Annotated in this window: 21 protein-coding genes; 13 read left to right on the forward strand and 8 right to left on the reverse strand. The window is 71.4% G+C overall.

Translation table 11 applies throughout. The features are described from left to right. Nucleotides 1-128: 128 nt before the first annotated feature. The 7 genes from FH608_RS19630 (at nt 129) to FH608_RS19660 (ending at nt 9,103) form a co-directional block, all read left to right on the forward strand. A complete protein-coding gene (locus FH608_RS19630) occupies nt 129-962 on the forward strand; it encodes a glycosyltransferase family 2 protein (protein ID WP_139632010.1) in 834 nt (277 codons plus the stop codon). Between the two features lie 11 nt (nt 963-973). Continuing rightward, nucleotides 974-1,915 carry a glycosyltransferase family 2 protein gene (locus tag FH608_RS19635; RefSeq protein WP_139632011.1) on the forward strand — a complete coding sequence of 314 codons (942 nt, stop codon included), beginning with the start codon at nt 974-976 and terminating at the stop codon, nt 1,913-1,915. Continuing rightward, nucleotides 1,912-2,715, forward strand: a complete 804-nt coding sequence (locus FH608_RS19640) for a polysaccharide deacetylase family protein (protein WP_139632012.1) — start codon at nt 1,912-1,914, stop codon at nt 2,713-2,715. Before FH608_RS19635 ends, FH608_RS19640 begins: the two co-directional genes overlap by 4 nt. Further along, nucleotides 2,708-4,024, forward strand: a complete 1,317-nt coding sequence (locus tag FH608_RS19645) for a lipopolysaccharide biosynthesis protein (protein ID WP_139632013.1) — start codon at nt 2,708-2,710, stop codon at nt 4,022-4,024. The genes FH608_RS19640 and FH608_RS19645 overlap by 8 nt, the downstream gene beginning before the upstream one ends. Before the next feature lie 953 nt (nt 4,025-4,977). After that, nucleotides 4,978-7,125: a hypothetical protein gene (locus FH608_RS19650; RefSeq protein WP_139632014.1), complete on the forward strand. Its 2,148-nt coding sequence runs from the start codon at nt 4,978-4,980 to the stop codon at nt 7,123-7,125. A 109-nt stretch (nt 7,126-7,234) separates the two neighbouring features. Beyond that, a complete protein-coding gene (locus FH608_RS19655) occupies nt 7,235-8,374 on the forward strand; it encodes a DUF418 domain-containing protein (protein ID WP_226899706.1) in 1,140 nt (379 codons plus the stop codon). A 66-nt stretch (nt 8,375-8,440) separates the two neighbouring features. Further along, the gene (locus FH608_RS19660) at nt 8,441-9,103 is read left to right on the forward strand and encodes a GNAT family N-acetyltransferase (RefSeq protein ID WP_139632016.1); all 663 of its coding nucleotides are present in this window, start codon (nt 8,441-8,443) and stop codon (nt 9,101-9,103) included. A gap of 117 nt (nt 9,104-9,220) precedes the next feature. Here the strand turns inward: FH608_RS19660 and FH608_RS19665 are convergent, their stop codons facing one another. The 4 genes from FH608_RS19665 to FH608_RS19680 all read right to left on the reverse strand — a co-directional run bounded on the left by FH608_RS19665 (nt 9,221) and on the right by FH608_RS19680 (nt 12,574). Next, on the reverse strand, nt 9,221-10,123 hold the full coding sequence (locus FH608_RS19665; protein WP_226899707.1) for an RpnC/YadD family protein: 903 nt from the start codon (nt 10,121-10,123) through the stop codon (nt 9,221-9,223). A 75-nt stretch (nt 10,124-10,198) separates the two neighbouring features. Then, complete coding sequence (locus tag FH608_RS19670) at nt 10,199-11,275, reverse strand: aminoglycoside phosphotransferase family protein (protein ID WP_226899708.1); 1,077 nt, start codon at nt 11,273-11,275, stop codon at nt 10,199-10,201. A 31-nt stretch (nt 11,276-11,306) separates the two neighbouring features. Beyond that, entirely contained in the window at nt 11,307-12,080 is a 774-nt protein-coding gene (locus tag FH608_RS19675; RefSeq protein WP_139632017.1) for an SGNH/GDSL hydrolase family protein, read from the reverse strand. A gap of 2 nt (nt 12,081-12,082) precedes the next feature. Next, the gene (locus FH608_RS19680) at nt 12,083-12,574 is read right to left on the reverse strand and encodes an NAD(P)-dependent oxidoreductase (protein WP_263008698.1); all 492 of its coding nucleotides are present in this window, start codon (nt 12,572-12,574) and stop codon (nt 12,083-12,085) included. A gap of 21 nt (nt 12,575-12,595) precedes the next feature. Here FH608_RS19680 and FH608_RS19685 point away from each other — a divergent pair, with 21 nt between their 5' ends. Beyond that, nucleotides 12,596-13,180, forward strand: coding sequence for a TetR/AcrR family transcriptional regulator (locus tag FH608_RS19685; RefSeq protein ID WP_139632018.1), 585 nt, complete (start codon nt 12,596-12,598; stop codon nt 13,178-13,180). Between the two features lie 63 nt (nt 13,181-13,243). Here FH608_RS19685 and FH608_RS19690 read toward each other — a convergent pair whose 3' ends face one another. The 3 genes from FH608_RS19690 to FH608_RS19700 form a co-directional block, all read right to left on the reverse strand. After that, nucleotides 13,244-14,629, reverse strand: coding sequence for a GH39 family glycosyl hydrolase (locus tag FH608_RS19690; protein ID WP_226899709.1), 1,386 nt, complete (start codon nt 14,627-14,629; stop codon nt 13,244-13,246). A gap of 163 nt (nt 14,630-14,792) precedes the next feature. After that, on the reverse strand, nt 14,793-15,542 hold the full coding sequence (locus FH608_RS19695; RefSeq protein WP_139632019.1) for an SDR family oxidoreductase: 750 nt from the start codon (nt 15,540-15,542) through the stop codon (nt 14,793-14,795). Nucleotides 15,543-15,610: 68 nt separating this feature from the next. Beyond that, on the reverse strand, nt 15,611-16,645 hold the full coding sequence (locus FH608_RS19700; protein ID WP_139632020.1) for a phosphotransferase family protein: 1,035 nt from the start codon (nt 16,643-16,645) through the stop codon (nt 15,611-15,613). Between the two features lie 157 nt (nt 16,646-16,802). Between FH608_RS19700 and FH608_RS19705 the strand changes: the two genes are divergently transcribed. From FH608_RS19705 to FH608_RS19715, 3 genes are all read left to right on the forward strand, one after another. After that, the gene (locus FH608_RS19705; protein ID WP_193318518.1) at nt 16,803-17,885 is read left to right on the forward strand and encodes a GNAT family N-acetyltransferase; all 1,083 of its coding nucleotides are present in this window, start codon (nt 16,803-16,805) and stop codon (nt 17,883-17,885) included. Further along, nucleotides 17,882-18,997, forward strand: a complete 1,116-nt coding sequence (locus FH608_RS19710) for a DegT/DnrJ/EryC1/StrS family aminotransferase (RefSeq protein ID WP_226899710.1) — start codon at nt 17,882-17,884, stop codon at nt 18,995-18,997. The genes FH608_RS19705 and FH608_RS19710 overlap by 4 nt, the downstream gene beginning before the upstream one ends. Nucleotides 18,998-19,150: 153 nt before the next feature. Continuing rightward, nucleotides 19,151-21,142, forward strand: a complete 1,992-nt coding sequence (locus FH608_RS19715; protein WP_139632021.1) for a PQQ-binding-like beta-propeller repeat protein — start codon at nt 19,151-19,153, stop codon at nt 21,140-21,142. On the opposite strand, the gene pdxR is transcribed toward FH608_RS19715, so the two are convergent. Further along, nucleotides 21,139-22,605 (reverse strand): MocR-like pyridoxine biosynthesis transcription factor PdxR, encoded by a 1,467-nt coding sequence (gene pdxR, locus FH608_RS19720; RefSeq protein WP_139632022.1) that lies wholly within the window; start codon nt 22,603-22,605, stop codon nt 21,139-21,141. The genes FH608_RS19715 and pdxR overlap by 4 nt on opposite strands. Nucleotides 22,606-22,676: 71 nt before the next feature. On the opposite strand from pdxR, the gene FH608_RS19725 reads away from it, so the two are divergent. After that, a complete protein-coding gene (locus FH608_RS19725) occupies nt 22,677-23,315 on the forward strand; it encodes a pyridoxamine 5'-phosphate oxidase family protein (RefSeq protein WP_139632023.1) in 639 nt (212 codons plus the stop codon). Nucleotides 23,316-23,355: 40 nt separating this feature from the next. Continuing rightward, nucleotides 23,356-25,716, forward strand: a complete 2,361-nt coding sequence (locus FH608_RS52810; protein WP_226899711.1) for a serine/threonine-protein kinase — start codon at nt 23,356-23,358, stop codon at nt 25,714-25,716. Nucleotides 25,717-25,742: the final 26 nt, after the last annotated feature.

Consider the following 25,742-nt stretch of genomic DNA (forward strand, 5'->3'; position numbering starts at 1 on the left):
CAGCAGCACACCCTCACAGCACAGGACCCTTCAATGCACCGTTCACCGGCTTCGCCATTCCCTCAGCACCCGGGAGTGGCCGCGTCCGGACCGCAGCAGGGCGGGGTCCCGGAAGGATTTCCCTCGCCATGAGTCCCGAGATAGGCAAGCACAACGGCAAGCTGCAATCGTCGCCCTTGAGGTCGATGCCGCCCCCCTCGAGCTTCACGCCGGTCACGCCCCACCTGGCCATTTCCCCGACGGTGAGCGTCGTCGTACCGGCGATGAACGAGGCCGAGAACCTGCCCCACGTCTTCGCCACGATCCCGCAGTGGGTCGACGAGATCGTCCTCGTCGACGGCAACTCCGTCGACGACACCGTGGCCGTGGCCAAGCGGCTGCGGCCCAACGTGAAAGTGGTCACCCAGACCGGCAAGGGCAAGGGCGACGCCCTGTCCGCCGGCTTCGCGGCGTGCACCAGCGACATCATCGTGATGATCGACGCCGACGGCTCCACCGACGGCCGCGAGATCATCAACTTCGTGGGCGCGCTGGTGACCGGCGCCGACTTCGTCAAGGGCTCGCGCTACGCCTCCGGCGGCGGCAGCGACGACCTGACGCTCAACCGCCGGCTGGGCAACAAGGTCCTCACCGGCATGGTCAACGTGATGTACAACACCAAGTACACCGACCTGTGCTACGGCTACAACGCCTTCTGGGCCCGCCACCTCGACGTGCTCAACCTCGACTGCGACGGCTTCGAGGTGGAGACGCTGATGAACGTGCGGGCGGCCAAGGCCGGGTTGAAGGTGTACGAGGTGCCGAGCCACGAGCGCAACCGCATTCACGGCGAGAGCAACCTGCACGCCGTACGAGATGGCTTCCGCGTGCTCAAGACCATCCTGAAGGAGTGGCGTCGCCAGCCCGCTCCGCCTCAGCCTGAGCCGACCGCCACTCCCGCCGCTGACCGAGGCGTCGCATAAAGGAATCGCCCGTGAACACGTCTGTTGTCATCTGCGTCTACACCGAGGAGCGGTGGGAGGACATCAGGCAGGCAGTCGAGTCGGTCGAGAGCCAGACACGCCCGGCATACGAGCTGATCCTGGTGGTCGACTACAACCCCGACCTGCACCTCAAGCTCAAGCGTGCCTATCCGCAGGCCATTGTGGTGGAGAACACGCACGCCAAGGGGCTGTCGGGAGGCAAGAACACCGGCGTGGCCACGGCCGGCGGTGAGATTGTCGCGTTCCTCGACGACGACGCGGTCGCCGATCCCGGGTGGCTGGAGGCACTGGAGGAGGGCTTCCAGGACCAGGGTGTGGTGGGTGTCGGGGGACGCACCGAACCACTGTGGGCGTCGGGGAGGCGCCCGCGGTGGTTCCCGTACGAGTTCGACTGGACGGTCGGCTGCAGCTACCGCGGCATGCCCGAGGTGCGCGCGCCGATCCGCAACGTGATGGGCGGCAACGCCGCCTTCCTGCGCGACGTCGTGTCCGAGGTGGGCGGCTTCCACAGCGGCATCGGGCGCAGCGTGCAGGGCCGCAAGTCGCGCCCGCTGGGGTGCGAGGAGACGGAGTTCTGCATCCGGCTGAGCCAGCGCAAGCCCGGCTCGGTCATGTTGTTCGAGCCGCGCGCCGTGATCGGGCACAAGGTGTCCGATCAGCGCGAGCGGTTCGCCTACTTCAGGTCCAGGTGCTACGCGGAGGGGCTGTCGAAGGCCCTGGTGACGCGGGAGGTCGGCACCCAGGACGGGCTGGCCAGCGAGCGCGCCCACGCGCTCAAGGCGCTGCCGCTCGGCGCACTGCGCGGCGTCGGCGAGGCGCTGCGGGGCGACGCGGGCGGGCTCGGCCGCGCGGGCGCGATCGTGGTCGGGCTGGCCTGGACGACCTGGGGTTACGTGGTGGGTTCCGCACGGCTAAGGTGGGCACGCTCATGACCCGGATCCCGATCCTGATGTACCACTCGGTCACCGACGCGCCCAACGACGAGACCAGGCCGCACTCGGTGCGGCCCGGCGACCTGGCCGAGCAGCTGGCCTACCTGTCGGAGAGCGGTTTCACCCCGCTCACGCTGGGTGACCTGGTCGCCTCGCTCAACAAGAACAACGGCCGCTCGATGCCCGCCAAGCCGATCGTGGTGACCTTCGACGACGGCTACGCCGACTTCCACAGCAACGCGCTGCCGCTGCTCGAGCGCTACAACTTCCCCGCCACGGTCTTCCTGACCAGCGGCTGGGTGGCCGACGCCGGCAATGACGCGGCCGGCCGGCCTCTCGACGAGATGCTGACCTGGGGCCAGGCCCGCGAGGCCGCGCAGACCGGCATCGAGATCGGCGGCCACAGCCACAGCCACCCCCAGCTCGACCAGCTCCGCACCGACGAGTTGCGGCAGGAGCTGCGCAGGAACAAGGGCCTGCTGGAGGAGAAGATCGGCGCGCCGGTCGCCACCATGGCCTACCCCTACGGTTACTCCAGCGCCCGCGTGCGCCGCGAAGTGCGCAAGGCCGGCTATTTCGCAGCCTGCGCCGTGAGCAACACGATCGCCGCGGACCGGCACGACATGCTCGCCATCCCCCGGTTGACGGTCGGCAAGGGCACGACCATCAACATGTTCAAGCGCGCCGTCGAAGGCAACGCCGTACCCCTCATCTACCTGCGCGAACGCATCCTCACCAAGGGCTACGCGGTCGTGCGCAGGACGCGGTACGGGCTGCAGCGGGTGCGCGGCAATGTCTAGGGTCTGGGGGAGGATCCTACGCGACCTTCGTAACCCGCTGTTCCGGCAGGGTTACGCGCTGATGGCCAACACGGTCGTCACCGGCGTGCTCGGCATGGGCTACTGGCTGCTCGCCGCCCACTTCTACTCGCCCGAGGAGTTCGGCCGCGGGCAGGCGGTGATCACGGCGATGCGGCTGTTCGCGTCGCTGACGGCGCTCGGGTTCGTGGGCGCGCTGGCCCGCTTCCTGCCGGTGGCCGGCCGCCGCACGCCCGAGCTCATCCTGCGCGGGTACGGCCTGGCCGCCGCGACCGGCGGCGTCGCCGCGCTCGGCTTCCTGCTGACGCTGCCGATGTGGGGCAAGACGTACTCGGTGCTGGCCGGCTTCGGGCCGGGCCTGTTCTTCCTGGCGTCCGTGGTCGTGTGGGCCGTGTTCACCCTCCAGGACGTCGTGCTCACCGGGCTGCGCCGGGCGCCCTTCGTGCCGCTCAACAACCTGGTCTTCGGCCTGGTCAAGATGGGGCTGCTGGTCGCCCTGGCCGGCGCGCTGCCCTCCGGCGGCGTCTTCACCTCGTGGGTGATCCCGACCGCCCTCGCGCTGATCCCGGTCAACTGGCTGATCTTCGGCGTGGTCGTCCCCCGCCACCTCAAGCGGGCCACGCCCGTCGAGGACCCTCCCCGGCTGCGCGAAATTGGAAGGTTCCTGGCGGGCGACTTCCCCGGGACGCTGTCCATCCTCGCGATCGTCTACCTCGTGCCGGTGGTCATCGCCACGCAGGTCGGCGAGGCCACGTTCGGGCGCTTCTCGATGGCGCACACCCTCGCCAGCATGATCGAACTGCTGGCCATGAACATGGCGGTGTCGCTGACCGTCGAGGGTTCGATGGACCGCGCCAAACTGGCCGAGAACTGCCGGAGGGCGCTGCGGCGGGCCTTCATGATCGTCATCCCGATCATCGCGGTGGCGTTCCTCGGGGCGCCGCTGATCCTGCGTATCTTCGGCTCCCAGTTCGCCGAGGAGGGCACGACGTTGCTGCGGCTGATGTCGCTGGCGGTGTTGCCCCGGGTGCTGATCGAGGTCTACCTGAGCGCGCTGCGGGCGCAGTCGCGGGCGCGCATGCTGGCCACCGTCCAGATCGGGCTGGCCGCGCTCGTGCTGGTCTCCACCGTCACGCTGTTCCCGTACGCGGGGGTGAACGCGGTGGGGTACGGGCTGCTCTTCAGCGAGCTGCTCATGGCTCTCTTGATCTTCGGTAATCTGCGTAAAATTCTCAGGTTCGGCGATTCGAGTGCGCCGCTTGTCACCCGGGAGTCCTCTGGGGCCTCATGATGGTCAACGTGAGGCAACGGGACGGCGACGGCATTGCAAGCTCCTCGGGCGTACGCGGGGACAAGGAGGAGTCAGACGTGCCCTTCGATCCGGAGGCGACCGGGGTCATCCCGAAGCTGACGTTCGAGCCCGCTTCCTCGGAGAGCTCGGCTGCTTCTGAGGGCTCGGCTTCCTCGGAGAGCTCGGCTCCGGCCGCGAAGGGCTCCGCGGCTCCCGCCGAGGACACGGCCTCCCCTGGTACGGGCGGGGATCCGGACGCCACGGGGACGGTCGTCACGCCCGTACAGCGTGGCAACCGGGCGCAGGGCGGGACGACTCCCCGAACCGGCGCGACCCCCGGTGCCGGTTCTGGTGCGACGCCGGGCTCCGGCGCGACGGGCGGTCCGGGCGCGGCTTCACGTGCGGCGGGCAGGCCGGCGAATGCGGGCGGGCCCACGCAGGCGCCCCAGCAGGCTCAGTCCCAGCGGACCGCGCCCCCGCAGGGCGCGTCCTCGCGAGCCTCGTCCCAGCCGGGCACGCCATCACCGGCCAAGCCGGCCCAGGGCAGCCCGCCGAAGGGCGCATCGCCGCGGGGCGCATCATCGCAAGCCGCCCCAGGGCAGGGAGCGCCGTCACAGGGCGCGCCATCACAGGGGGCACCGTCTCAGGGCGGGCAGCCGCCGGGGGCGCGGTCTCGGGGGCCTGGTCCGCAGGGCGGGGCGGCTCCTGGCTCGCCCGGGTCGTCGGGACACGCATCCGCGACTGCGCCCGCGCCTTCGCAGGGACCGCACCCGCAGGTGGGCCTCCAGCAGAACGCGCCACCCCAGACGGCACCACCACAGACGGCACCAGCACAGCCAGCATCACCGCAGGCCGCACCTCCGCAGGCCGCGCCCCCGCAGGTGGCGCCTCAGGCCTCACCGGCACTGGCCCCGGGTTCCGCCGGGACGTCGAACCAGGGCAAGCCGCGCACGTTGGGTGGCCGGGTCGGCGCGCTGATCGCCAGTGCCCCCAAGTGGCTGCCCGTGCTGCTGGTCCTCGAGGGCCTGGTCATGTACATCCTCGCCCTCAAGGTCCCCCCGGGCCCGCTGCGGGGCGTGAATCCGGAGGACATCGACGGCCTGGGCCTGATCTCGGCCCTCCCGACGACGGCGTTCGTCGCCATCCTCATCATGATCGTGTCGTTCTTCGTCACGGTCGCCCAGAGCACCGACCGCAAGTTCCTGCTGCTGTTCCAGATCGCCGCCATCACGTTCGCCCTGCACGGCGCCGGATCCCTGGTGGCGTCCGAGCCGCGCTTCCCCACGGCGTACATCCACGCGGGTTTCGTCGAGTTCATCAGCAGGACCGGCGAGAGCGCCATCAGCATCGACGCCCGCATGGGCTGGCCGGGCTTCTTCGCGTTGTTCGCCTTCGTGACGAAGGCGGCGGGGATCACCGACCTGACGACGATCCTGCAGTGGACGCCGCTCGTCACGAACCTGCTCTACCTGATCCCGTTCGTGCTGATCCTGCGCCAGGTCGTGGCCACCACGCGGGCGCGGTGGTTCGCGGCGCTGCTGTTCGTGCTGGTGCAGTGGATCGGGCAGGACTACTTCTCACCACAGGGCTTCACCTTCGCGCTGTATCTGGCGTTCGTGGCGATCCTGCTCAGATGGTTCGGACGGGTGGAGCCCCGGACGAAGCCGATTCCGCCCAAGGGCCTGCGCAAGCTGATCGGCAAGCTGGGGTCGATGACGCCGGGCGAGCTGGCCAACACCGGCACGTACCGGGCCGACAAGCTGCTCATGCTGATGCTGCTGATGGCGGTGTTCATCGCGTCGGTGGCCTCGCACCAGATCACGCCGTTCATGATGCTCGGGGTGCTGACGGCGTTCCTGATCTTCAAGCGGACCTCGCTGACGTGGGCGCTGCCGTTCTTCCTCGGCCTCGCGGTGCTGGCCTGGATCAGCTACCTGACGGTGGGCTTCTGGTCCAACCAGATCGACGCGATCTTCGGCGGCCTCGGCCGCATCCTGCAGAACATCGGCAACAGCACCGGCGACCGGATCGAGGGCAGCGACCCCGCGCACGCGATGGTGCTGCAGGCGCGGCTCGGCATCCTGGTGGTCATCCTCAGCCTGGCGGCGACGGGGCTGTTCAGGCGGTTGCGGCGCGGGGTGTTCGACCGGTGCGCGCTGATCCTGCTCTGCGTGCCGGTGCTGGCGCTGGGGTTGCAGAGCTACGGCGGCGAGATCGGGCTGCGGATCTACATGTTCGCGCTGCCCGGCGCCTGCCTGCTCGCCGCGTACGCGTTCTTCCCCAACCTGCCGGCCGACAGCGCGGACGTGCGCGAGGAGACGGTGCCGCTGCGCAAGCGCAACGTGCGCTTCAACCCGCAGCTCACCAAGAAGATCTCGGTGGTGCTGGCGGCGTGCTTCGCGGTGCTGTTCGCCTTCGCGTTCCTGATGGCGAGGTACGGCAACGAGAAGTTCGAGCGGGTCACCACCGGCGAGGTGGCGGCGCTGCACTACGTCTACGAGCACGACAAGCCGAGCGCGAAGGTGCTCTACCTGGTGCCCAAGCTGGGTCCCGAGGTCACGCCGACCCTGCCGTGGGGCGAGCGGGACGTCGAACTGGTCAGCTTCAACGTGCAGGCTCTCGTGCACAAGGATCCGACGCAGGTCGCGGACGCGATCAAGGCGCTCAAGGCGGAGCCGCGCAACTCGTACCTGATGGTGAGCCGCGGGCAGGTCAGCTACCTGCAGCTCAACGAGGGCTACGCCGACGACTGGGGGGCGAAGTTCCGCGCGGCGCTGGACGCCTCGCCTGATCTGAAGCGGGTGTTCGCCAACGAGGACGCGGCGCTCTACACCTGGAAGAAGTTCGTCAGGGGCACCGAGATCCCCGAGCCGCAGCCCTACAAGGGGCGGGGTGATCCGACCTCGCCGTGGACGCCGGTGGGCATCGGCGCGCTGGGGGTGACCTGGGTGGCGCTCTTCGCGTACGAGATCATCCGCCTGAACGGCCCGAACCGGGCGCGCAAGACCCGCAAACGCCTGCTATTCCTGGCGGTCCCCGCGTTCGTGGTGGCCATAGCAGTGATCGTCGAGAGATTCATCTATATCGCGCAAATTACCTGAATTCCCAGGAAACACTCAGGTTGTGCGGGATGATGTCCTCCTTATGAGGACACAGGAGACACATCCCGCTACGCCCGGCACACAGCTCGCCGCCGCGAGGATCGCTTCTGTGGACGCCTTACGGGGCTTCGCGCTCCTCGGCATCCTCGTGGTCAACATCGCCTTCCTGGCCTCCGGCTACCGGATGGCCGGGATGGCCGAGCCCGCGTTCCAGTCGACGCTGGACTGGGGCGTGCGGTCGGCCGTGACGATGCTCGTGGAGAACAAGTTCTACCTGCTGTTCTCCTTCCTGTTCGGCTACAGCTTCACGCTCCAGGTCGACTCGTCGGTGCGGCGGGGCCTGCCGTTCGTGCCGATGTTCCTGCGCCGGCTGGCCGGGCTGCTGCTGCTCGGGCTGGCGCACGCCGTGCTGCTGTTCCCCGGGGACATCCTGACGACGTACGCCGCCGTCGGGCTGGCCCTGCTGATCTTCCGCCGGATCAGCCCCAGGACCGCGGTGGCGCTGGCCGTCGTGCTGACCTCGCTGCTGGCGCTCGGCTTCGTGCTGCTGGCCCTGCTGGCCACGGTCGGCCTCGACACGGCGGGCACGGTGGCGGACACGTCCACGCAGGCCGCCCAGTCGGACACCGCTCTGGTGGCCTCCGTGTGGCAGATCGTCTCGGAGCACCTCAGGAAGCTGTCGCTGATCATCCTGTTGCGCGTCTTCTTCCAGGGACCCGCCGTACTGGCCGCCTGCCTGATCGGCCTGGCGGTCGGCAAGCTGGGCGCCCTGCGCGACATCTCCCCCCACATAGGGACACTACGCAAGCTGCAGTGGGCGGGGTTCACGGTCGGGCTCGGCGGCGCGTTCGTCTCCACGCTGGCGGCGTGGCACGGCACGATGCACAAGTTCTGGGGCGAGGCCGTGGACCTGGTGACGGCCCCGCTGCTGGCGGCGGCGTACGCGGCGACGTTCCTGCGGCTGCTGCCGTACCTGCCGCGCCTGGCGCGCACCCTCGCGGCGCCCGGCCGCATGGCGCTGTCCAACTACCTCGCGCAGTCGCTGATCTGCGCCCTGATCTTCACGGGGTACGGGCTGGCGCTCGTGGACCGGGTCAGTCCGCTGCTCGAAGTGCTGATCGCCATCGGCGTCTTCGCCGTCCAGGTCGTCTACAGCCGCTGGTGGCTCAGGAACCATCGCTACGGGCCGGTGGAGTGGCTGCTGCGCTACCTCACGTACTGGCGCAGACCGTCCCGGGCACCTCTTTGACGGAATGCTCCGGTATGCGCCGTTAATGGGATGCTCCGGTAGACGGCGCCCAGGACAATGGCGGGTATGCGCCACTGGCCCGTACTCAACCTGCGCCTGACCACGCCCCGCCTGGAGCTGCGGCTGCCCTCCCTCGACGATCTCGACGAGCTGGCCGACCGGGCCCTGGAGGGCGTCCACGACCCGGACCTGATGCCGTTCGGAGTGCCGTGGACCGACGCCCCCGCCGACGAACTGCCCGGCAACGTCGTCCGCTACCAGCTCGGGCTCATGGCGCGGTGGCAGCCCGGCAACTGGTGCTGCAACTTCGTCGTCGTCCACGAGGGCCGGGTGATCGGCACGCAGGATTTGACCGCGCGCAGCTTCCCCGTCACCCGCGAAGTACACACGGGCTCGTGGCTGGGCCGCGCCCACCAGGGCCAGGGCCTGGGCACGGAGATGCGGGCCGCCGTCCTGCACCTCGCCTTCGAGGGTCTCGCCGCCCGCACGGCCGTCTCCAGCGCGTTCCTGGACAACCCCGCCTCGCTGGCCGTCTCACGCAAGCTCGGCTACCGTCCCGACGGTATGGAGGTCCACCAGGTACGCGGCCGGCGGGCGGTCCAGCAGCGCCTGCGCCTCGACCGGTCCGCCTTCATCGCTCCCGTCCCGGTGAAGATCCATGGCCTGGAGCCTTGCCTGCCGCACTTCGGCCTCTCCGACTCCGCGCCATCGTCGCCCGGGCCCGCCTGACCGCGCTCCTCCTCATCGCCCAGCGTGAGCTCGGCCGCCCGAGGCCGGTGTCGCGACTGCGGCTCTGCCGTGCGCTCTCCAGGTCAGGCCATGGCGGTCTCTCTCCAGGAGTCGCTGTCAGGCCAGGTCGTGGAACAGCTCCTGAAGGTTCTGGGCCGTGGCCGCTCGCGTGAGCCAGGTTTCGAGTTGCGACAGGTCGGTGCAGGCGGTGATGCGGGCACGGATGTCGTCGGGGACGTCGAAGCGGCGGGCCGCCAACACGAGCAGTACGGACTTGGCGGCTTCTTCTGCCTTGCCTTCCGCCTTGCCTTCCGCCTTCCCTTCCGCCTTTCCCTTGGTCTCGCCTCGGTTGAACTGTTCGCGCAGGAAAGGACTGTGCGGCAGCCGGGTGGTGGACGTCATGATCTCCTCCATGAGGCGGCGAATCTCGGGGGCGGCCATGCTGTATGCGTAATCATAGTAATCCGAAGCGTGGTCATCGTCAGTGACGGTCAGCGCTGTGGCGAAGGCCTCGACGACCTTGCGGTCGCGGCCGTGCGCCATGATCGACATGGCTGCCATGTCCAGGTGCTTGACGGCCTGCCGGGGATCCGTGATGGCCGGAATGGCGTCCGGACCCAGCACACAGGGCCGCAACCGGTAGCCGGTCAGCCCTGACTCGACCGGCTGCGCGTAGTAGTCGGCGACGTTGCGGTTGGGACAGATGACCAGGACGGTGACGTCGCAGCCCAGCATCAGCCACAGGGCGGCGGCGTAGCGAGCGAGTTGCCGGGGATGCTTGGACTTGTCCTGCTGGATCTCCACGATGATGGCGTGTGCGGGGTCGCGAGGTGGCCCCAGGACGAGGACCAGGTCGGCTTCGATGTCATCGGAGGGACGGGTGTTGAAGGTGCTGTCCTCCACCTGGGTCAACGCGGTGTCGGGCAGTTCCACTTCCATGAGGTCGCGCAGGATGTCGACGGCCAGTTGAGGCCGATCTTTGAACAGCCGGATGAGGGCGTCATGTCGGGGGGACGGCATGATGCTTATTGTTACAGGTACAACACGGAACGTGATGGTGATTCGCGGATCGTTTCGTGGCAGTGCGTCGGCGGGTCAGCGGCGGCGGGGCGTGTAGGGGGCCAGCGCGGTGAGGTCCACGTCCGTGTCCGGCCAGCGGCGGCGTACGGCCTCGGACAGGTGGCGGCACAGACCGGCCACGTGCGGCAGTGCCCGGTGGGTTGCGGCCGTGTGGGCGGCGGCCTCCAGGATCGCGACGAGTTGCGTACGGCTGTCGTCACCCGCAGGGCGGGTCTCCAGCGCGGGCAGGCGCCGCAGGCGGCCCAGGGCGAACAGGACGCACGCCACCGCCAGCGCACGCCCGTAACGCCGCTCGTCCTCCGCCTCCGGGACTCCGGCGGCCAGAGCGTGCCGATACGTCCCGGCCAGGTCCGGCAGTGGCGCGAAGCCGGGCGCCGCGCTCACCGTCATCCAGGCCGGGCCGGGGACGTGCAGGCAGACGGCGTCGTGCAGGGCGTGGGTGAAGCCGGCGAACTCGAAGTCGATCAGCCTCGCGTCCGGCGGGCCGCCGTCGTGGACCAGGACGTTGTTGGCCTCCGGATCGCCGTTGCTGAGGGTGAGAAAGGGCCCGGGATCGGACAGCTCCTCCGCCACCTCGGCGAGCTCGCGCTCGACCGCGCCGGTGACCGGCACCCCCAGGGTCTCGGCGTGCGGAGCGCCCTCCATACGGAGCCAGGTGACGCGCCGCAGCCGGTCAGACTCCGGATCGACCGGGCCGAGGCCGGACCGGCGCCGGTAGTACGGCTCCGCGCGGCCGGCGGTGAGCGCGCCTAACTCACCGCGAGCACGGGCGAACGCCACCAGCCGTTCCGCGTGCGCGCCGGCCCCGTCTCGGCGCAGCAGCCCGTCGAGCGCGGCCCGCGGCGCGAGGTCCTCCAGCACCACGCGGCCCGCGGGCAGGTCCTCCGCCAGCACGCGGGGAGCCAGGTCTACTCCCAGGTCCTCGGACAGGAACCGGAGCGCGGCCACCTCCGTGCGCAGCCGCCACGCCTCACTGTGCGTACGCGCGGCGTGGGGGCCCATCCACTTGACGATCATCGTCTCGTCGCGGTCGGTGCGGGCGCGAGCGACCCGCCACGGCTCGAGTCTGGTCCATTCGACCACGTTGATCACTGCCACAGCCTACGTGACGGCGTGTGGGTGATCAGGTGTCACGTCGTCGACTCCACGTCGTGGAGAAGGGGCAAGGCGTGGGTGTCGGCTCGCCAAGGCGTGGTGAGCGGGCACCCGGATCTGTCTGGTGCCGGTCGGCGAGCCACCGGCCGACGAGGTCCGCCACGATCGCGCCGCCGCGGTCGCTCAGATGGATGTGGTCGACGAGCAGGTCGCGCCCGCCCGCCCGGGCGATCTCGTCCCAGCTGCGCCCGAGAAGGTAGTGCTGGGCCGCGGTCTCCTGGATCGCGGCGTTGTACGCGGTGAGCCTGTGGTTGATCTCGGTGTTCAGGTCCTCACCGAGCGGCGGCAGGGACATCAGCGCGATCCGGGCGGTGGTACGGGCCCTGACGTGGTCCACGATGGCGCGGAGGTCGGCGCGGAACCGCGGCAGCGGGACGCCGTTGCGGACGTCGTTGGTGCCGATGAGGAGCGTGACCGCGGCCGGACCGCAGGCCACGATGTCGCTGTCGACCCGTTGCCGCAGGTCGGCCGTGGTGCTGCCGTTGACGCCCGCGTTGACGAATTCCCGGCCGTGGAACTCGGGCCGGGCGCGCAGCGTGGCCACCCGGTCCGCGCCGGGCGAGCCCTGCGTCATGCTGGCGCCGGCGGCGACCACCCGGGGCCGTTGCCCCGGTCCGTCGGTGCGGGCGTCGGCGGGCGGGTTGCCGGCCGGGCGCAGGAAGGTCAGGTAGCCGACGGCGCCGGTGAGACCGAGCGCAGCGGTCAGCAGCAGGCACAGGCCGATGACGATGCGTCTCTTCACGGTCAGTACCCCAGGGAGATGCTGTGGCCGATGGCGGCCGGGTCGGGGAGCGCCGCGAGGATGGCGTGCGCGAGGTCGGCGCGGGCGATCGTGATGCCGCCCCGGACGTTGCGGTCGATCGAGGTGCGGTACGGCCGGCGCCCGCCGTCGGTCAGCCGGGGCGGCCGCATGATCGTCCACTGCAGCCCGCTGGCGCGGACGATCTCGTCCGTACGGGCGAAGTCGGCGAACCCCTCGCGGAGGAGGCGCCGCAACAGCGGCTTGACCACCAGGCGGCTGGCCGGCCCGTCTCCCTCGTCGACGATGTGGCCGCTGGCGGTGACGACGACGAGCCGGCGGCTTCCGGCGGCGCGCATCGCGGCGATGATCGCACGGGCCCCGTCGGCGCAGACCGGCCCGCCGGCCCCGGGACGAGGGCCCAGGGCCGACACCACAGCGTCCCGGCCGGTCACGGCGGCGGCGAGCCCATCGGGATCCATCGCGTCGGCGACCACCGGTTCGAGCCGCGGGCGACGATGGGCGCCAGGGACGTGATCCTCGACGCGGCGGCGACGGTCATGGCCGAACGCGGCCTGGCCAACGTGACGACCCGCCAGATCGCGCAGGCCGCCGGGTTCACCGAGGCGGCCCTCTACAAGCACTTCGCCAACAAGGCCGACCTGCTCGTGGCCGTGATGAGGGAACGCTCACCCGGCTTCTCGCAGCTGGCGCGGGCGCTCGACGGCAGGGCCGGCACGGGAACCCTCGTGGACAACCTCACCGCCGTGGCGCGGGCCGCGATCGCCTTCTACGGCGAGGGCTTCCCGATGCTCGCCTCGATGTTCGCCGACCCGGCCACCCTCGCGGCCCACAAGGAGGAACTACGGCAGCAGGGCGCCGGCCCGCACAAGGCCAACGAGGCCGTCGCCGCGTACCTGCGGGCCGAGCAGGAGCTCGGACGGTTGCGCGCGGAAGCCGACGTCAGGGCCGCGGCGGGGCTGCTCCTCGGCGCCTGCTTCCAGTACGCGTTCCTGAGCCACATGTCACCGTCCGGCGACCGTGACGACGGCGAGGCCGCGGCGTCCTTCGCCCGCACCCTCCTGCAGGAGCTCGCCTCGTGAGGTGCGACCGGCGTCCCGCACGTCAAGCGGCGGGAACTGGGGCGCTGCCCGCCGATCCCCGTCTCAGGTGCCGCGGCCCGACCATTTGATCTCGTAGGGACGCAGGGTCACGCGGCGGCCGTCGACCGTCGCCGTGACGTCCCTGTCGGACGTGTTCACCATGACCACCTGGCGTTCCTGGGCGAGCGCCTTGACCTTGGCGTCCGAGGTGTTCACCTGCTCCACCCGCACCCCCGAGGGGAACCACTTCGTGAAGCCGCTCAGCAGACCGGCCATGGGCATCTCCCCGCCCACCTTCGGGGCCCACAGGCAGCCGGTGCATTCGCCCGCGTCCTTGAGTTGCGGGTTCCAGTAGAGGGCCGTCGTGACGCCGCTCCTCGCGAACTCCATCAGCGCCGTGGCCTGCACCGCCGTGCGCTTGGCCTCCGTCCAGCCGGAGTTCTCCGGCTCGACGTACCACTCCGCCCACCACACCGGCAGGTCGTCGCTCTTCTGCCGCAGCCACGTCGTGATGGCGCCGAACTTGGCCTGGGCCGCGAAGTCGTTGGGGACGTTCCCGCGGTCGTTCGTCATGGAGGCACCGTCCACGACGATGAAGTCGGCGCCCTTCTTGTGGGCCAGCCAGTACTCGATCGCGTCGAGTGCCCGCTGGTCGATGGTGCCCCAGGGGCCGCTCAGCTCGGACGGGCCGCCGCGGGCGTTGCTCTCGATGGGGACGTACGGGCCGCCGATCTTGATGTTCTTGTCGACCTTCTTCAGCGCCGTGTAGACCTTGTTGTACATCTCGGTGTACGCCTCGGCGTCCCAGCGGTTGGTGCTCGGGTCCCAGAAGCCCTTGAACTCGTTCCACACCATGTAGTGCTTGACCGTCGGGTACTGCCTGGCCACCCGGACGGCCAGCTCGGCGAAGTCGTCGAAGTGCTCGCGTTTGGGGGCGACCGTGTGGTTCTTGTTCCAGTCCGTACGCCCCGCCTGCCCGCCCTTCATCCAGTCGGGCGCGCAGCACAGCGTGATCACCGGCACCGCCCGCGACGACGCCATGAACTTCAGCCGCCGGTCCAGGTCGCGGAAGTTGTACTGCCCGGGGCTGGGCTCGGGGTTGCCGACGCCCCAGCCCATGATGTGCTGGTTCTGGAGCATCGGGACCCGGCCGAGCACGCCTCTGGCCTGGTCGGCGACCTGCTGCGGCTCGTTGTCGGCGCTGTACTGGGTGTGGGTGATGCCCCAGCGCGGCCAGTTGTCGAGCGCCGGCGGCTCCTCCAGCTCGGGCGCGGGCTCGGTGGGCACGACCGTGGCGACGTCGCCGCCCTTGAAGACGCTGCGGGCCTGGCCGCGGAGCGAGGCGTACACCATGATGCCCGCCACCAGCACGACGGCGAGAATGCCTGCTCCGAGGGCGATCGGCCATGGCGATCGCCGGCGCGCATGCCGGCCGTCGGTCGGAATCACTGGACGCTCCTCATGCCGGGGGCAAACTACAAGGACTCACGAACCTACAAGGGTTCCGGCGCATGAAGGTTCGCGAATGGACGCAACGAACGAGGGCCGGGGATCGTCCCCGGCCCTGATTACGTTAATCGCCCCGCTTGCAAGCCGCTTGCCCCCCGGCTGTTCAGAGCTCGGGCGGGCGCTGCCCGGTCGCCGGGCCGGGCACCCCGGCGTAGCGGTACGGCACCGGCTGCCGGCCGGGCTGCACGATCAGCAGCGTGCCGGGAGTGTCGGCGTAGAAGGCGGTCTCGACGGCGGCGGCCACGTCGTCCGCGGTGAGGAGGGGGAATCCGGCGTTGACGAACATCTCCCGCGCGTCGGCCACCAGCGGCGTGTCGGTGAAGCCCGGGCAGACGGCGCTGATCCGGATGTTCCGCGCGGCCAGCGGCTCGGCGAGCGCCCTGACCAGGCCGACCACGGCGTGCTTGGTCATGGTGTAGACGGGGTCGCCGGAGAAGCCCACGAGCCCGGCCAGCGACGAGGTCGCCACGATGGCGCCCCCGCCGGAGCGGGCGAGCAGCGGCACGCTGGCCCGCACCCCGAACACGACGCCGTCCATGTTGACCCCGACCACCTGGCGGTATCGCGCGAGGTCGAAGTCGGCGAGGTCCACCCCGCCCGAGATGCCGGCGTTGAGGTGGACCAGGTCGAGCCGGCCGTAGCGCCGCTCGGCCAGCGCCACCGCCTCCTGGGAGGCTTCGGGGTTGCTGACGTCGGCGGCCAGCCACGCGCCGTTGAGCTCCTTGGCCAGCCGCTCGACGCCTTCGCCGTCGAGGTCGACGAGGACGCATTTGACGCCGCCCGCCGACAGCCGCCGTGCGACGGCGGCCCCGATGCCGCTGGCGGCTCCGGTGATGAGTGCGACAGTGCTCATGGCGCTCCTTGAGGGCTGAGGTCGGGGGATGCCCGGGTCGGGGACGTCCGGTCAAGCGCCCCGTACGGTCAGGGCTGGTCGAGCAGGCGGTGCGCGCGGGAGATCAGCGTGGGCACCGCGAAGCCGATGCGGTCGAATCCCTCCCCAACCGTCTTACCTTGCCGGAATCGCGCATGAATACCCTCAATGATGACCGCGAGCTTGAAGGTGCCGAAAGCGACGTAGAACCCGAGATCCGAAATATCGCGGCCTGACACCTTGGCGTAGTGCGCCGCGAACTCCGCCGCGTTCATGAACCCCGGCGCCGCCGTCACGTCCCCCGCCACCGGGAGTGCCGCCCGCTCCGCGTCCCCCCGGTCGTGCCAGTACGTCAACGTCATCCCCAGGTCGGCCAGCGGGTCGCCCAGCGTGGACATCTCCCAGTCGACCACCGCCATGATCTCCAGCGAGTCCCCGAGCCGCAGCAGCGTGTTGTCCAGCCGGTAGTCGCCGTGCACCAGCGTGCTGCCGGACGACGCGGGCAGCCGCTCCCGCAGCCGCTCGACCAGCCGGTCGTAGTCGGGCAGCTCCGCCGTCTTCGACCGCTCCCACTGCTGCCCCCACCGCTCCAGCTGCCTGGCCATGTATCCCTCGGGCCGCCCGAAGTCGCCGAGCCCCACCTCGCGGTAGTCCACCGCGTGGATGGCCGCCAGCACCTCGGCCAGCCGCTCCGACAGCCGGCGCGTCCGCTCGGGCGAAGGGCAAGGGGAGCCCAGATCCTCCTGGTTCCGTACGGCGGCGCCCTCCACGTACCCCATGAGATAGAACGGCGCCCCGATGACCGACTCGTCCCCGCAGAAGGCGACCGGCTCGGGCACCGGCACGGGCGTGGGCGCGAGGGCCGAGATCACCCGCCACTCGCGTCGCATGTCGTGGGCGGTGGGCAGGACGTGACCGAGCGGCGGCCGGCGCAGCACCAGGCGGCGGTCGCGGGCCTCGACCAGATAGGTCAGGTTGGACCTGCCGCCCGCGATCAGCGAGACGGACTGCGGCTCGCCCGCGTCGGGCACGTTCCGGCCCATCCACGCAACCAGAGCGGGCTGGTCAATGCCAGGTACGGTCATGAGAACACATTAGAACTCTATTCGGTCCTGAACACCAGCTGGGAGTTCTGTAACGTTCCGGACCTGCGATAACGACGGAACCGGTAACAGCCTTTACCCTGGCCGTAGAGGTTCCGCTCAAGCCGGAACTTCAGTGGCATGCCGACGGTAGGAGCCCATGCGCGTCACCCTTGCCCTGCCCCGCGAGCTGGGGCAGCCCGAACTGAGCCGTTGGCGCGAGCTGCAGGAGGCCGACCCCTCGCTCGACAGTCCCTTCCTGTCGCCGGAGTTCACCGTCACGGTGGGCGAGCTGCGCGATGTCGTACGCGTCGCCGTCATCCACGACGGCCCCGACATCGTCGGCTTCTTCCCCTTCGAGCGCCATCCCCTGGGCATCGGCAAGCCGGTCGCCGCCGGGCTGACCGACGCGCAGGGGCTGATCCGGGCCAAGGACTTCGAGCTCGACCCCCGCGCCCTGATCAGGGCCTGCGGGCTGGCGGTGTACGAGTTCGACCATCTGGTGGCGGGCCAGCCCCTGCTGGACGAGCGGCACGAGCGGCACCCGTCGCCGATCATCGACCTGCGCGACGGCTGGGACCACTACACCGAGGAGCTCAGGAAACACTCCGGCAAGACGTACAAGTCCACCCTGGCCAAGTCCCGCAAGCTCCAGCGTGAGGCCGGGACGGTCCGCCACGACTACGCCACCACCGACCTGGAGCCGCTCCGCGCCCTGCTGGGCTGGAAGACCGACCAGTACCGCCGCACGGGGCGCACCGACAGGTTCGCGCAGCGGTGGATCGTGGAGCTGGTCGAGCGCCTGCTCGCGACCCGGTCGGAGAGCTTCGCCGGGGTGCTGGACATGGTCTACGCGGACGAGCGGCCGGTGGCCGGGCATTTCGGTCTGCGCACGCGTACGACGCTCGCCGGGTGGTTCCCCGCCTACGACCCGCACTTCGCCAAGTACTCCCCCGGCCTCATCCACCACCTGGCGATGGCCGAGCGGGCCGCCGAGCAGGGCATCCAGGTGATCGACATGGGCCGGGGCGAGAAGGAGTACAAGGACAAGCTGAAGACGGGCCAGCTGGAGGTGGCCGAGGGGCGGGTGGCCAGGATCGGCCCCGCGGCGGCCGTCCACTGGGTGATGCGGGTGCCGGCGCGCAAGACCCGCGCCACGGTGCTGGCCAACCCGCTGCTGCACAAGACCGCCGACAAGGCACTGAAGACGTACGGACGGCTCCGCACCGTCCTCCAGGGGTGAGGCCGATCCAGGAGCGCACGGGCCGGCTGTGCCTGCCGCTCCCCTCCAACCGGCTGGGCCTCTACCTGGCGCTGCGCCACTGGTGCGAGCCGGGCGGGCGGCTGCTGATGTCGCCGATCTCGGCCGACGAGATCCTGTTCCTGGTGCTCGCGGCCGGTCTGCGCCCGGTGATCGCGCCGCTCTCGCCGCGCGACGGCAACATCGACGTCTCGCGGGTCGACCTCTCCGCGGTGGACGCCGTCCTGACCACCAACCTGTACGGGCTCCCTGACGACGCACCCAGCTTGTCCGGAAAAATCCTGATCGAGGATGTGGCGCACGCCATGGAGACCGACCTCGGCGGCCGGCCGCTGGGGACGTTCGGCCAGGCCGGGGTGTTCAGCCTGTCCAAGCACCCGGCGGCGGGCTCCGGCGGCGTCCTGGCGGTGGAGCGCGAGTCCGACCTGCGCGCGCTCCAAAGCGCCCGCGACGCCCTCCTGGCCCCCGGCTCGCCGCTGGCCGACCTGGTGGGCGTGGCCACCTCGATGGCCCGCCAGGCGGCTCTCAGGCTCGATCTCGTACGCCCGGCGCTGCGGCTCATGCGCGCCCTCGGCATGCAGGAGGAGCGCGAGGGCTACCGCATCCCGCTCGACGTGGAGGCCCTGAAGCAGGCGCTCGACCAGGTCCCCGAGCTGCCGCCCTTCGACCCGTGGGTCCGCGCCGACCTGCACGACTACCGCGCGCGCCGCGGCCCGGTCGCCCGCTGGTACCAGTCCAGGCGCCTGGCCAGGGTGCCCGCCGACCGCGAACGGCGGCTGGCGGGGGTCGCGGTCCTCGCCGAGCTGCCCTCGGTCGCCCCCGCCGTGCGCGACGACGTGCGCAGGCCGCTGTTCCGCGTGCCGCTGCTGGTGCGCGACCGCGACGCGGCCATCGCCGAGCTGGAGCGGCGGGGGGTGGCCACAGGCTACCTGTACGACCCGCCGTACGACGACTACGCGCCCGCCTTCACCGAGCCGTCGCCCGACCCGGCACCGGCGCGCTGGTGGGCGCGGCACGTGCTGCCGGTCGACCCGCTGTACGCCTCCCGCGCCCTGCCGATCCTGCGCACCCTGGAACCCGCGACCGCCCTCTGACAGGGCTGAGGCCGGCCTCCGGCACGCCGTGCTCGGCGCGGGTCCTCTGAGAGAGGACGGCGAGGTGGCACCGCCAATGTGTTGACGTGCCACGCTCAAATGATTACGGTCGGGACCAATATCGAGCATTATTGAGCACCCCGGAGGTGCAGCGTGCCTCGTAAGCTTCTGGCACTGCTAACGGTCCTGACCGCTTTATCGCTCCCCGGCCTGTCCACCCCCGCGGCCGCGCAGGTGACATCCGCGCCCCGCTGCGACACCCCGGCCGTCACCACGTACGGCCCCGCCACCGTCACCGGCGCGATCGTCGGCGCCGCCGTCCACGACGGCCATGCCTACGTGGTCTCCCGCGGGCCGAAGCCGCCGGTCGTCGCCGAGATCGACCTGGCCACCCGCAAGGTGACGCGTACCGCGACCCTGCCGGACGGCCCCTCGGCGGGCGAGCCGGAGGGCGGCTGGGCCACCGCCGTCGCCGGCGGCAAGCTGTACATCGGCACCTACCCCGTCCCCGACCTCTACAGCTACGACCTGGCCACGGGCCAGGTGGCGCACCTGCACTCCTTCGGCGCGAGCAACACCTTCGTGTGGAGCATGGCCGCCGCGCCCGACGGCACCCTCTACCTCGGCACCTCCTCCGACGGCAGGCTCTGGGAGTACGTCCCCTCGACCGGCGCCGTCCGCAGGTACGACGTGCTGGTGAAGGGCGAGCACTACGTCCGGGCGGTCGCCGTCGACGAGACCACCGTCTACGCCGGCCTGCTGGAGAAGGCCAAGCTGATGGCCGTCGACCGGGTCAGCGGCGCCGTCAGGGAGCTGGCCCAGGGACCCATGGCCGTGGGCACGGTCTCGCTCTACGGCGACCGGGTGCTCGCGGCGAGCGGGAGCACGCTGATCGACGTGCGCAAGGACGGCACGGACCTGCGGCAGTTCGAGGCCGGCGTGGGCATCATCGACGCGTTCGAGGTGGCTCCCGACGGCACGGTCTACCTCACCTCGCGCCCCGACGGCGCCGTCTACAGCTACCGCATCGGGCAGGACGCGGTGACCAAGGTCGCCGACCCGCCCTCGCCGGGCGAGGAGACCCGGGCGCTGAAGCTGATCGGGCAGCAGCTCGTCGGCTTCGCCGGCAGCGGCGGAATCTGGTGGCTGGACCTCGCGAGCAGGACCGCCGAGTTCGTCGACCTCATCGACGCGGGCTTCCCGGCCGGCGCCGAGCGCACCCAGAGCATGCTCCTCGTGCCGAACCGGGCCCTGTACATCGGCGGCCACTTCGCCGTGCAGGTGCGTGACCTGCGGACCGGGAAGCAGCGCAGGATCCGCGTGGTAGGTGAGCCGAAGGCCATGGTGCGGCGGGGGAACCAGATCTACGCCGCGCTGTACCCGAGCGGGCAGATCATCTCCATCGACATGCGCACCGACGAGGTACGCAGCTACGGCTACATCGGGCACGACCAATCACGGCCGTGGGACATCGAGCACGACCCCGTCACCGACACCATCCTGGTGGCCTCCGCACCGACCGGCGCGAAGCTGCAGGGAGCCCTGACGGTCCTCGACCCCGACACCGGGAAGATGGACGTCTACGCGGGCGTCATCCCCGACCAGAGCCTGATGAGCCTGAGCGTCCACCCCGGGCGCGGCCTCGTCTACCTGGGCGGCGACGTGCTCGGCGGAGGCGGCACCCCGCCGACCAGGACGACGGCCTCGATCGCCGCCTTCGACCTCAGGAAGCGCGAGGTGGTGTGGCAGATCGACCCGCTGCCGGACCATCGCACCTTCCAGGACCTCAAAGTGCACGACGGCCTGCTGTACGCGGTGTACAAGCGCGTGCTGGGCGCCTGGATCGCCCTGGACCTCGACACCCGCACCATCACGTACCAGGGCGTGCTGTCAGGACACGGCGAGCTGCAGGTCCACCGGGGCCGGGTGTTCACCTCCACCTTCTTCGGCGGCGGCAACGCCTACGAGCTGGGGTCGGAGGCCAAGCTGCTGGCGACCGGGCTGGGCGACGAGTGGCACACCAATCCGCAGCTGCAGTTCGAGCCCGGCTCCTTCGACGCCTGGACGATCGTCGGCCGGGACCTGGCGAAGGTGCGGCTCGACCCCCGCTGCCCGCCCGTGACGATCCCGGCGCCGGAGAGCTAGGAGGGCCCTGAGGGCGGGCGGGTCTCCCGGATCAGGTCGGCCAGGATGCGGCAGCCGCGCCGGACGTCCGCCAGCGACGCCGACCCGTACCCGATCACCAGCCCGTGCAGGTGCTCCCTGCCGTGGTGGTGGCGGGCGGTGGAGTCGAGCAGGACGCCGCGCTCCCCCGCCCGCGCCACCACGTCAGGCGCGACGGAGGCCGGCAGCTCGGCCAGGACGTGCAGCCCGGCCGTGTCGCCGCGCAGGCGGCAGACCGGGCCCAGGATGTCGACGACCACGGCGCGGCGGCGCGCGTACTCCAGGCGCATCCTGCGCAGGTGCCTGTCGAGGTCGCCGCCCTCCAGCAGGGTGATGACGGCCTGCTGGACGGGGCCGCTGGTGCGGTCGCCGACGTCGCGGCGCAGGCCGCCGATCGTGGCGACCAGCTCCGGGTCGCCGACCAGCCAGCCGACGCCCACGTCGGGCGCGAGGCTCTTGGACAGCGTGCCGAGGAGCACCACGCGCGCGGGGTCCAGGCCGTAGAGGGCGGGCAGCGGCGCCACGTCGTAACGGAACTCGGCGTCGTAGTCGTCCTCGACGATCGTCGCGCCCGTGCTCCGCGCCCAGGCCAGCAGCCGCTCCCTGCGCGGGATGGGCAGCCGGCCGCCCAGCGGGTACTGGTGCGCGGGGGTCGTGTAGAGCACGCGGAGGTCTTCGGGGAGCCCGTCCACGATCACGCCGTCCTCGTCCACGGGGCACGGCACCACCTCGGCGCCCCGCGCCGCGAACACCGTGCGCGCCACGTGGTAGCCCGGGTCCTCGACGCCGGCCCGCACGACGCCGCCGGACCCGCCGCCATGCCCGCCGCCGCCTCCGCTGCCAGGCCCACCGTCGCGCCCACCACGGGGCCCGCCGCCGAGCAGCGCCAGGGCGCACAGGTCGAGGCCGTTGCCGGTGCCCCGGGTGACGAGGATGTTCTCCGGGCCGACGGCCACGCCCCTGGCCCGCCTGAGGTGGTCGGCCAGCAGCTCCCTGAGCCGGGGCAGCCCGTACGGGTCGGGCGAGGCGCCCGGCGGCAGGTCGGCGGCCTTGCGCCAGGCCCGCCTCCAGGCCGCCCGGTCGTAGTCGCGCACCCAGGGCTGCCCCGGCGTGAGGTCGATCGCGCCGGGCGGGTGCGGCGGGGGCTGGGGCGCGCGGGCCGGCTTCGGAGGCCGCGGCCTGGACACCTCCATCTCCGCCACGAACGTCCCTGATCCGTGCCGGCCGTCCAGCCAGCCCTCGGCGTACAGCTGCTGGTACGCCTCCGTGACCACGGTCCTGCTCACCGCGAGCTGCGCCGCCAGGGACCGCGTGGACGGCAGCCGCTCGCCGGGGGCGAGCGCGCCGTCCAGCATGGCCCGCCGCAGCCACTCTGCGAGCTGGACGGTCAGGGGCGCGCCCGAGTCGCGCGTGAGGGAGACGGGCAGGTCAACATGGGTACGCACGCAAGTGGTCTCCGGGAAGGGCTCGATAGTGGCCCTACAGGATAGGTCCACTTCGTGCTTACGGTCGAATCATGCTCTCCACCACCGCACGCACCACGCTCGGCCGCTCGAAGGAGCGGGGCAGCACCGACAGGAACGACCTGTACGACGTGCTCGACACCGGGCTCATCTGCCACCTCGGCGTGGTCGTGAACGGCCATCCCATGGTCGTCCCCACGGGGTACGGCCGCATCGGCGACACCCTCTACCTGCACGGCTCCACCGGCGCCACGTCCCTGCGCGGCGGCGGCGAGAGCGAGGTGTGCGTCACGGTCACGCACCTGGACGGCATCGTGCTGGCCCGCTCGATCTTCCACCACTCCGTCAACTACCGTTCGGCGATCATCTACGGGCGCGCCCGGCCGGTGACGGACCCGGAGGAGCGGCTGGCGGGGCTGCGGGCGGTGTCCGAGCAGCTCGCGCCCGGCCAGTGGGACTACGTCAGGCCGCCCTCGCGCAAGGAGCTGGCCGCCACGGCGGTGGTGGCGCTGTCGCTGGAGGAGGCCTCGGTCAAGATCAGGCGCGGGGCGCCCAAGGACGAGGAGGAGGACTACGGGCTGCCGGTGTGGGCCGGCGTGTTGCCGCTGGTCACGTCGTGGGGCGCGCCCGAGCCGGATCCGTTGCTCCCAGAAGGTATCGATCCGCCCGTTCACATCCTCCGTCGGGAGTAGTTCCATAGCAGGCACCACCTGCTCCTGATGGGAGACGGCGATGGAGTGGAGCGCTCCCGGATACACCGAGATCAGGCAGCTCGGGGCGGGCGCCAGCGGGCGCGTGACGCTGGCCGTGCACGACGAGACCGGCGTCAAGGTCGCGATCAAGTACCTGTCCGCCCGGCTGCGGCGCGACCCCGCGGCGCTGGCCCGCTTCCAGTCGGAGGCGCGGCTGCTGACCACGCTCCGCGATCCGAACATCGCCACGATCTGGGAGTACATCCAGGACGCCGACGGTGCCTGCATCGTGATGGAGCTGGTCGACGGCGTGTCGCTGCGGGCGCTGCTGCGCGAGAACGGCGCCACGGAGCCCGAGGCGGCGCTGGTCGTGCTGAAGGGCTCGCTGCTCGGGCTGGCCAGGGCGCACGACGCCGGGCTGGTGCACAAGGACTACAAGCCGGAGAACGTGCTCGTCCGGGGTGACGGGGTCAGCAAGCTGGTCGACTTCGGCATCGCGGTACGCCAGGGCACGGTGGCGCGGCCCGAGGGCACGCCGCCGTACATGGCGCCCGAGCTGTGGGAGGGCCTGCCCGCCTCCCCCGCCACCGACGTGTACGCGGCCACAGCGGTCTTCTTCGAGTGCCTGACCGGGCACCGGCCGTACCGGTCGACCGAGCCGAGCGTGCTCGGATACCAGCACCTGCACGCGCCCGTGCCGGTCCACGACGCGCCGGTTCCGGTGCGCGGGCTGATCGAGCGCGGCCTGGCCAAGGACCCCGCGCGGCGGCCGGCCGGGGCGCGGGCTTTCGTGGCGGAGCTGGAGGCCACGGCCAGGGCGGCGTACGGGGAGGACTGGGAGGAACGGGGCAGGCGGCGGCTGGCGGCGCTCGTGGCCCTGCTCGCGTTCCTGCTGCCGTCGGCCGAGGCGCCGCCTCCCGAGGCGACGACCTCGCTGGCCAGGACGGTGTTCCGCGGCCTGCACGCGAACGCGCGGCGCGTGGCCATGGGCGGCGCGCTGGCCACGGCGGCGGCCGTGGCGGTGGTGGTGGTCGTGCTGGCCGCCCGGCAGTCGCCGCCGCCCGCGGAGCCCATCGGCGCCGCGGCGGCCGTCCCGCCGTCGCAGGCCGTCACGCCGGGCACCCCGGACACGCCGGCTCCCTCCGGCACGCCCGGCACGCCGACCGCACCCGAGGAGACGCCGGCGCAGACGCCCGCGAACACGCGGGAGGCGGCGGCCACGCCACCGGTGACGCCCCTGCGGACACCCCTGAGGACACCCCTGAGGACGCCGCTCAAGACGCCCGTGAAGACCCCGAGCAGGAGCCCGGCGACAACGCCCGCGAGAACGCCGGGGAAGACACCCGTGAAGACCCCGGCGAAAACGCCCGTGAAGACGCCGGCGAAGACTCCGGGGCAGAGCCCGAGGCCGACCGTGGAGGTCACGCCGACCCCCACCCCCACGACCGCGCCCGTGACCCGGGTGCTCGGGGTGAGCGTGGGCGGCCTCACGGTGGGCGAGAGCGGCGTCGCCAGGGCCACGGTCACCGTGCGCACCAGCGGCACCGCCGCCGTCACCGCCACCGCCTCCTGGACCGTGACCGGCGCGGACGGCCGCACCGAGCGCCTGCGCCTGTCCGGCGCCCGGTCCTACACCCGCGCTCTCACCTGGTCCATGCGCGAGCGCCCGTGCGGCGCCACGGTCACGCTGACCGTCACCACCTCCCCGGCCGCCCCGGGCGGCGCGCGGTCGGCCTCGCTCGCCGTGCCGCCCTGCCCCACGCGCGTCACCGGGCTCCGCGTCTCGCTGAGTCTGCCGGACGCGCCGGGCCGTACGGCCACCGCCCAGGTCAGGGTGGCCACGAGCGGCACCGGCGAGGTTCCCGTCCAGGCGCGGTTCGCGGTCGGCGGCGACGCGGTCGGCACCCGTACCGCGAGCCTGTCGGGCCGCACCTCCTACGCGCGGTCGTTCACCCACACGTTCAGGTCCCGTCCCTGCGGCGCGACGGTGTCGGTCCGGGTGACGGCGGGCGGCAGGACCGCCACCGCGCGGGCCTCGGTGCCGTGCCCGCCGCGCGTGCGGCAGGTCTCGATCGTCAGGGCCGCGTACGGCGACGGCGTGATCGTCGCGACGGTGGCGGTGACCACGTCGGACACCCGGCCGGTACGGCTCGTCGTGTCGTTCGCGGCCGGGGAAGGCGGGGGTTCGGAGTCGGTCACGCTGTCCGGGCGCACCTCGTACACCACGACCCTGCGGCAGGCCGTCAAGGCGTCGTGCGGCGCCCGGTGGTCCGTGACGGCCGCCACCGATCCGGCGGCGGCGGGCGGGAGCGACAGCGCGGGGGGCCGTACCGAGGAGTGTCCGAAGGCGGAGGAGCCGGACAGGACACCGAGTCCTCGCTCAGATGACACCATCAGGTGACATTAGCGACTAATAGTGATTCCAGT

It is taken from the genome of Nonomuraea phyllanthi, assembly GCF_006334985.2.
GTDB lineage: Bacteria > Actinomycetota > Actinomycetes > Streptosporangiales > Streptosporangiaceae > Nonomuraea > Nonomuraea phyllanthi.

Bases quoted from the DNA above. Each gene is read 5' to 3' on its own strand.
- FH608_RS19630 (WP_139632010.1), top strand. From the start codon at position 129: ATGAGTCCCGAGATAGGCAAGCACAACGGCAAGCTGCAATCGTCGCCC.
- FH608_RS19640 (WP_139632012.1), top strand. From the start codon at position 1,912: ATGACCCGGATCCCGATCCTGATGTACCACTCGGTCACCGACGCGCCC.
- FH608_RS19645 (WP_139632013.1), top strand. From the start codon at position 2,708: ATGTCTAGGGTCTGGGGGAGGATCCTACGCGACCTTCGTAACCCGCTG.
- FH608_RS19660 (WP_139632016.1), top strand. From the start codon at position 8,441: ATGCGCCACTGGCCCGTACTCAACCTGCGCCTGACCACGCCCCGCCTG.
- FH608_RS19665 (WP_226899707.1), bottom strand. From the start codon at position 10,123: ATGCCGTCCCCCCGACATGACGCCCTCATCCGGCTGTTCAAAGATCGG.
- FH608_RS19685 (WP_139632018.1), top strand. From the start codon at position 12,596: ATGGGCGCCAGGGACGTGATCCTCGACGCGGCGGCGACGGTCATGGCC.
- FH608_RS19695 (WP_139632019.1), bottom strand. From the start codon at position 15,542: ATGAGCACTGTCGCACTCATCACCGGAGCCGCCAGCGGCATCGGGGCC.
- FH608_RS19700 (WP_139632020.1), bottom strand. From the start codon at position 16,645: ATGACCGTACCTGGCATTGACCAGCCCGCTCTGGTTGCGTGGATGGGC.
- FH608_RS19705 (WP_193318518.1), top strand. From the start codon at position 16,803: ATGCGCGTCACCCTTGCCCTGCCCCGCGAGCTGGGGCAGCCCGAACTG.
- FH608_RS19725 (WP_139632023.1), top strand. From the start codon at position 22,677: ATGCTCTCCACCACCGCACGCACCACGCTCGGCCGCTCGAAGGAGCGG.
- FH608_RS52810 (WP_226899711.1), top strand. From the start codon at position 23,356: ATGGAGTGGAGCGCTCCCGGATACACCGAGATCAGGCAGCTCGGGGCG.